Genomic DNA, 6,178 nt, shown 5'->3' on the forward strand with positions numbered 1-6,178 from the left:
CGCTGGTACTGCTTGACGAGGGCGTTGCGCGGCTCCACCAGGATCTGGAGGAGGGCCTCACGGTCGAGGTTGTGGACCGACGTGATGACGGGGAGGCGGCCGATGAACTCGGGGATCATGCCGAACTTCACCAGGTCCTCGGGCATGACGTCCTCGAAGCGGTCCTTCGCCTCCAGCTCCTTCTTGGAGCGGATCGTCGCGCCGAAGCCGATGCCCTTGGCGCCCGCGCGGGACTCGACCAGCTTCTCCAGGCCCGCGAAGGCACCGCCCACGATGAACAGCACGTTCGTCGTGTCGATCTGGATGAACTCCTGGTGCGGGTGCTTGCGTCCGCCCTGCGGCGGGACGGAGGCCGTCGTGCCTTCGAGAATCTTCAGCAGTGCCTGCTGGACGCCCTCGCCGGACACGTCACGCGTGATCGACGGGTTTTCACTCTTCCGCGCGACCTTGTCGATCTCGTCGATGTAGATGATTCCGGTTTCGGCCTTCTTGACGTCGTAGTCCGCCGCCTGGATCAGCTTCAACAGGATGTTCTCGACGTCCTCGCCCACATACCCGGCCTCCGTCAGCGCCGTCGCGTCGGCGATGGCGAACGGGACGTTCAGCATGCGCGCCAGGGTCTGCGCGAGGAGGGTCTTGCCGGAGCCCGTGGGGCCCAGCAGGAGGATGTTCGACTTCGCCAACTCGATGGCGTCCTCACGGCTCTGACCGCCGCCGTTCTCACCGGCCTGGACCCGCTTGTAGTGGTTGTACACCGCGACGGACAGGGCCTTCTTGGCCGACTCCTGACCGACTACGTACCCCTCGAGGAACTCGTAGATCTCGCGAGGCTTGGGGAGTTCCTCCCACCTGACCTCACTCGTCTCCGCGAGCTCTTCCTCGATGATCTCGTTGCAGAGATCGATGCACTCGTCGCAGATGTACACACCGGGGCCTGCGATGAGCTTCTTGACCTGCTTCTGGCTCTTGCCACAGAACGAGCACTTGAGCAGATCGCCGCCGTCACCGATGCGTGCCACGGTGTGCTTCCCCTTCGCCTGGGAGACGCCTGGGTACAGCGGCTCCTGGTGCTGCCTTATGTCGACGGTACCTTGCCGGGACCCTCGTTCGGGCCCCCCTTGGCACGGTTCACTTCGACGTGAGCCGAGTGGAACCGTGCCGAGGGGCGGCAGACGATACAGCTTCTCCGTCTGCCAGTACGCCTACCAGTACGTCAGCGGACGCTGGCGTTGTTCATCTTCCGGGTGGAAATGATCTGGTCGATCAGTCCGTACGACAGCGCGTCCTCGGCCGTGAGGATCTTGTCGCGCTCGATGTCCTCGCGGATCTTCTCGATCGGCGTGGTGGAGTGCTTGGCCAGCATGTCCTCCAGCTGGGCACGCATGCGGAGGATCTCGTTGGCCGCGATCTCCAGGTCGGAGACCTGCCCGCGACCGGTCTCGCTGTACGGCTGGTGGATCAGCACGCGCGCGTTGGGCAGCGCCATGCGCTTGCCCGGCGTACCGGCCGCGAGGAGGATCGCGGCGGCGGAGGCCGCCTGGCCCATGCAGACCGTCTGGACGTCCGGCTTCACGAACTGCATCGTGTCGTAGATGGCCGTGAGGGCCGTGAACGAGCCGCCGGGGCTGTTGATGTAGACCGAGATGTCCCGGTCGGGGTCCATCGACTCCAGGCACAGCAGCTGTGCCATGACGTCGTTGGCGGAGGCGTCGTCGATCTGGACGCCGAGGAAGATCACGCGCTCCTCGAAGAGCTTCGCGTACGGGTCGTACTCACGCACGCCCTGCGAGGTGCGCTCGACGAAGCGCGGGATGACGTAGCGGGACTCGGCGCGCGGGCCGGTGTACTCCGCCTGGGCGGCCTGGGCGGCCGTCGTGCGGTCGTAGAGGCCGCTGCCGGGGAAGTCGTTCACGGTGTCTCCTGAAAGGGGCTTAGGCGGGGGCTGGAGGGCGTTGAGGGCACTTACACCCCTGTGCCGCCGCCGCCCGGGATGCCTGCGGCCGTGGCGATGACGTCGTCGATGAGGCCGTACGCCTTGGCCTCCTCGGGGTCGAACCAGCGGTCGCGGTCCGAGTCCCGGGTGACCTGCTCGACGGTCTGGCCCGTGTGCTGCGCCGTGAGCTCGGCCATGCGCTTCTTGGTGTGCAGCAGCCGCTCGGCGTGGATCTTGATGTCCGAGGCCGAACCCGCGAGGCCCGCGGAGGGCTGGTGGATCAGGATCTCGGCGTTCGGCAGGGCGAAGCGCTTGCCGGGCGTACCCGCGCTGAGCAGGAACTGGCCCATGGAAGCGGCGAGACCCATGGCGATGGTCATCACGTCGTTCTTGATGAACTGCATGGTGTCGTAGATCGCCATGCCGGCCGTGATCGAGCCGCCGGGGCTGTTGATGTAGAGGTTGATGTCCTTGTCCGGGTCAGCCGCCGCGAGGAGCAGCAGCTGCGCGGTGATCTTGTTCGCGATGTCGTCGTCGACCGGCTGGCCGAGGAAGATGATCCGCTCGTTGAGCAGCCGGTTGTAGACCTGGTCGCCGAGGCCACCGCCGATGGAAGGCTCGCCGGCGGCGGAAGGCATCAGATTCGTCACGTCGTGTCCACCTGCTCGTCTTACGACGGCGCCGGGCCGTCTCACGTGTTCTGCCGGGGCGTGAAGCCGCCCGACGGTTATCGGGGACTCCCCTGCCCTCGCTCTCATGGACCCTAACGCGCGGGTCCCTCCGGGGAATCCCGGGAAGGGAACTGTTCGCTGTGAGCGCATGCGCTCCGCTGGGTTGAGCAGGGTTTCCGGTGAGGGTCGGCCGGGTGTGGGGCGGGGTCGGGGTGAGCGTCGCGGGGCTCCCGCCCCGGGCCCCGGGATTCGCCGTAGGCCCGCGGGGAGGTGGTCATGGCGCGGGTCCGTGGGGGCTTGTCGCGCAGTTCCCCGCGCCCCTGGGTACGCCCCTGTGGCCGCAGACGAAGACGGGCCCCGGCGCATGGTGCGCGGCCGGGGCCCGTCGTACGTGATTCAGAGGTGCCGTGGTTCTCAGGCCTCGGGCTTCTCCTCGGGGGACTCGGTCTCGGTGGCCGGGGTCTCCTCGGAGGTGGCCTCCGTGGTCTCGTCCTCTTCCTCGTCGTCGAGGTCGATGATCTCGCCATTGGTGTCCTTGACCGTGGCGGCCTCGACGACGACCGCGAGGGCCTTGCCGCGGGCGACCTCGCCGACCAGCATCGGGACCTGGCCGCCCTCGACGACCGCCTGGGCGAACTGGTCGGGGGACATGCCGGAGGAGGCCGCGCGCCGCATGAGGTGCTCGGTGAGCTCCTCCTGGTTGACGTTCAGCTTCTCCTTGTTGACCAGCTCGTCGAGGACGAACTGGGTCTTGATGCCCTTGACCGCGGCTTCCTTGGTCTCGGTGTCGAACTCCTCGACCGTCTTGCCCTGGATCTCGAGGTACTTCTCGAGGTCGAGGCCCATCTGGCCGAGCTGGTGGTGCTCCAGGTTGTGCTTGCGGGTGTTGACCTCTTCCTCGAGAAGCTTCTCGGGGACGGGCACCTCGACGAGCTCCAGCAGCTTCTCCAGGACGCGCTCCTGGGCCTGCGTGGCCTGGTCGTACTGCTTCATGTTCTCGAGGCGCTTGCGGCTGTCCGCGCGCAGCTCCTCCAGGGTGTCGAACTCGGAGGCGAGCTGGGCGAACTCGTCGTCCAGGGCCGGGAGTTCGCGGGCGGCGACCTGGGTGACCTTGACGGTGACCTCGGCCTCCTTGCCGGCCGCCGAGCCGCCCTTGAGCTCGGAGGTGAAGGTGGCCTCGCCACCGGCCTCCACGCCCGTCACGGCCTCGTCGACGCCGTCCAGCAGCTCGCCGGAGCCGATGGTGTAGGACAGGCCGTTCGCGATGCCGTCCTCCAGCACCTCGCCGTCGACCTTGGCCTCCAGGTCCAGCGTCACGACGTCGCCGTCCTCGGCGGCACGCTCGACCGGGGAGGTGGAGGCGAAGCGCTCACGGAGCTGCTCGACCGACTTGTCGATGTCCTCCTCGGTGACCTCGATCGCGTCGACCTCGACCTCGATGCCGGAGTAGTCCGGGATCTCGATGGTCGGGCGGACGTCGACCTCGGCGGTGAAGTTCAGCGTCTCGCCGTCCTTCAACTCCGTGATGTCGACCTCGGGCTGGCCCAGGACGTTGAGCTCGGCCTCGTTGACCGCTTCGGTGTAGAACTTCGGGAGCGCGTCGTTGACCGCCTCCTCCAGGACCGCACCGCGGCCGAACCGCTGGTCGATGATGCGCGCCGGGATCTTGCCCTTCCGGAAGCCCTTCACCGTGACCTGCTGGTTGATCTTCTTGTACGCCGCGTCGAGGCTGTCCTTGAGCTCCTCGAAGGGCACCTCGATGCTGAGCCGAACCCGGGTCGGGTTCAGGGTCTCCACGGCGCTCTTCACGGTTCGGTCTCCTTGGGGGCTGACTTCTTGGGGTTCTGCTGCGGGTTCTGCTGATTGTCCTGATGTCGGACGCGGCGGAGCCTCAGCGGATTCGCGGCCCTTGAGGGACGTAAACAACGCAGACACACGGGCGCGCAGTTTGCATACTAGCCGCAGCCGGTACACGCCCCAAAAGGTGATCTTGAAGATGATCCTGCCGGTGGTCCGGCACGATGGTCGGGGTGGCGGGATTTGAACCCACGGCCTTCCGCTCCCAAAGCGGACGCGCTACCAAGCTGCGCCACACCCCGTCTGGTGCGACACGTAGGGTACATGCCCACAGGCCGTGGGGTGGCCGCATTTCAGGACCGGAAACGCGGTGTGCGTCGAAGGGCCCCGAACCGCTACGATGGTTTCTGTGCCGCGGTCATCTGACCTGCGGCGCACCTGTGCGGGCGTAGCTCAATGGTAGAGCCCTAGTCTTCCAAACTAGCTACGCGGGTTCGATTCCCGTCGCCCGCTCTGTTCTTGCCGCCGGCCCGGTTCCCCTGGAACCGGGCCGGTCGTGTTTCTCCCCGGCCGGCGGCTGGACCTGCGGCCGGGCGGCCCGGCCGGGCGGCCCGGTCAGAACTGGATCTCGTTGATCGTGTCCGCTATCGAGTTCAGGAAGCGTTGGATGTCGTCGGCCATGCCGGTCGAGGCGAGGAAGAAGCCGAAGAGGATGGCGACGACCGCCGGACCCGCCTTGATCGTGCCTCCGCGAATCAGCACCACCAGGATGATTCCCAACATCAGCACCACTGACAACGAAATGGCCACACTGATCACACCCTATGGTCGGTTCGCACTACCGGCCCAGGGATGCTTTCTCTCGCACCCCCGCCAGATCCATCGTGCCACCAACGAGGCCGCCGTATGCGGCCGGTGACGCATCATCGGCCCCATGGGATCGTTTTGTCGCCATAGATAAACAAAGGGCACAGAAATGTGTTCCTTATGGGTGCTTGGGCTGATATCCACCTCCTTGGAGGCCGAGAAGTGCCCGCATCCTGGCGTATTTGCGGGTGAGGCGAGCGCGCGTCGGGTCGTCCAGTGCCGCCAGGCGGGCCGGGTCCGCGTTGTGCGCGAGGTCCGACTCCTTGACCAGCAGTGCGCCCGGGGTGTCGAGGATGCGCCGGGCGTACGCCTCGGGAGCCTCTCCCGCACGCTTGGTGACGGCCAGCACGATGTCCTTCGTGCGGCGGGTCAACGCGGCGTCCTCCAGGGCGCGTTCGGGCAGTACGTCGTCCTCCACGGCGTCATGCAGCCAGGCCGCCGCGATCTGCTCGTCGTCGCCTCCACGCGCGCGCACGCCCTCCGCGACGGCCTGGAGGTGCTCCGCGTAGGGGCGGCCCGCCTTGTCCGTCTGCGCCGCGTGTGCGGCTCGGGCCATGGCCTCTACTTCGGCCAGGGTCAGGGGTGTTGGGGAGTTCGCGTGGGTTCTGGTCACGTGGCAAGTCTGGGGCTCGGCCTGTCCCGACAGGGCTCCGGTGGTCTCATGTCGACCCTACGAATCGTTCGGTAAAGTAATTATTGACGATTACTTGACACTATCTTGACTGTGGAGGCAAGCTCTTCGGCCGGCTGAGCAGCCCGAAGCGAAGCCGATCCTCGGGATCAGTGTGGCGGGGACGTCTTTTCTCGTGGCTGGCGCGGGGGGAGTTCGTGCGGGCGGTGTTGGGGCCTTTGGCTGCGGGGTGGGTGCCCGGGGTTTTCGCCCCCGCCGCCCCTACCCGTCCCATCCCGT

6 protein-coding genes and 2 tRNA genes are annotated in these 6,178 nt (G+C 66.8%); 1 reads left to right on the forward strand and 7 read right to left on the reverse strand.

Annotation, left to right across the window (positions count from 1 at the left end; translation table 11 throughout):
- The 5 genes from clpX to STRTUCAR8_RS46630 all read right to left on the reverse strand — a co-directional run.
- Positions 1–1,019: ATP-dependent Clp protease ATP-binding subunit ClpX (gene clpX / locus STRTUCAR8_RS46610; protein WP_006383516.1), on the reverse strand; the 1,019-nt coding region annotated here is incomplete at its 3' end.
- A 194-nt stretch (positions 1,020–1,213) separates the two neighbouring features.
- Positions 1,214–1,912: an ATP-dependent Clp protease proteolytic subunit gene (locus tag STRTUCAR8_RS46615; RefSeq protein ID WP_006383519.1), complete on the reverse strand. Its 699-nt coding sequence runs from the start codon at positions 1,910–1,912 to the stop codon at positions 1,214–1,216.
- 50 nt (positions 1,913–1,962) lie between these two features.
- Positions 1,963–2,571: an ATP-dependent Clp protease proteolytic subunit gene (locus tag STRTUCAR8_RS46620; protein WP_044474085.1), complete on the reverse strand. Its 609-nt coding sequence runs from the start codon at positions 2,569–2,571 to the stop codon at positions 1,963–1,965.
- Between the two features lie 447 nt (positions 2,572–3,018).
- Positions 3,019–4,413, reverse strand: a complete 1,395-nt coding sequence (tig, locus tag STRTUCAR8_RS46625) for a trigger factor (RefSeq protein WP_006383515.1) — start codon at positions 4,411–4,413, stop codon at positions 3,019–3,021.
- Positions 4,414–4,626: 213 nt separating this feature from the next.
- Positions 4,627–4,703, reverse strand: a tRNA-Pro gene (locus STRTUCAR8_RS46630).
- Between the two features lie 140 nt (positions 4,704–4,843).
- Between STRTUCAR8_RS46630 and STRTUCAR8_RS46635 the strand changes: the two genes are divergently transcribed.
- Positions 4,844–4,914 (forward strand) — tRNA-Gly (locus tag STRTUCAR8_RS46635).
- A gap of 102 nt (positions 4,915–5,016) precedes the next feature.
- Here STRTUCAR8_RS46635 and STRTUCAR8_RS46640 read toward each other — a convergent pair.
- Both STRTUCAR8_RS46640 and STRTUCAR8_RS46645 read right to left on the reverse strand, forming a co-directional pair.
- Entirely contained in the window at positions 5,017–5,211 is a 195-nt protein-coding gene (locus STRTUCAR8_RS46640) for a hypothetical protein (RefSeq protein WP_006383514.1), read from the reverse strand.
- 175 nt (positions 5,212–5,386) lie between these two features.
- On the reverse strand, positions 5,387–5,824 hold the full coding sequence (locus tag STRTUCAR8_RS46645) for an HD domain-containing protein (protein WP_044474084.1): 438 nt from the start codon (positions 5,822–5,824) through the stop codon (positions 5,387–5,389).
- Positions 5,825–6,178: the final 354 nt, after the last annotated feature.

The sequence above is a fragment of the Streptomyces turgidiscabies Car8 genome (assembly GCF_000331005.1).
GTDB classification, from domain to species: Bacteria; Actinomycetota; Actinomycetes; order Streptomycetales; family Streptomycetaceae; genus Streptomyces; species Streptomyces turgidiscabies.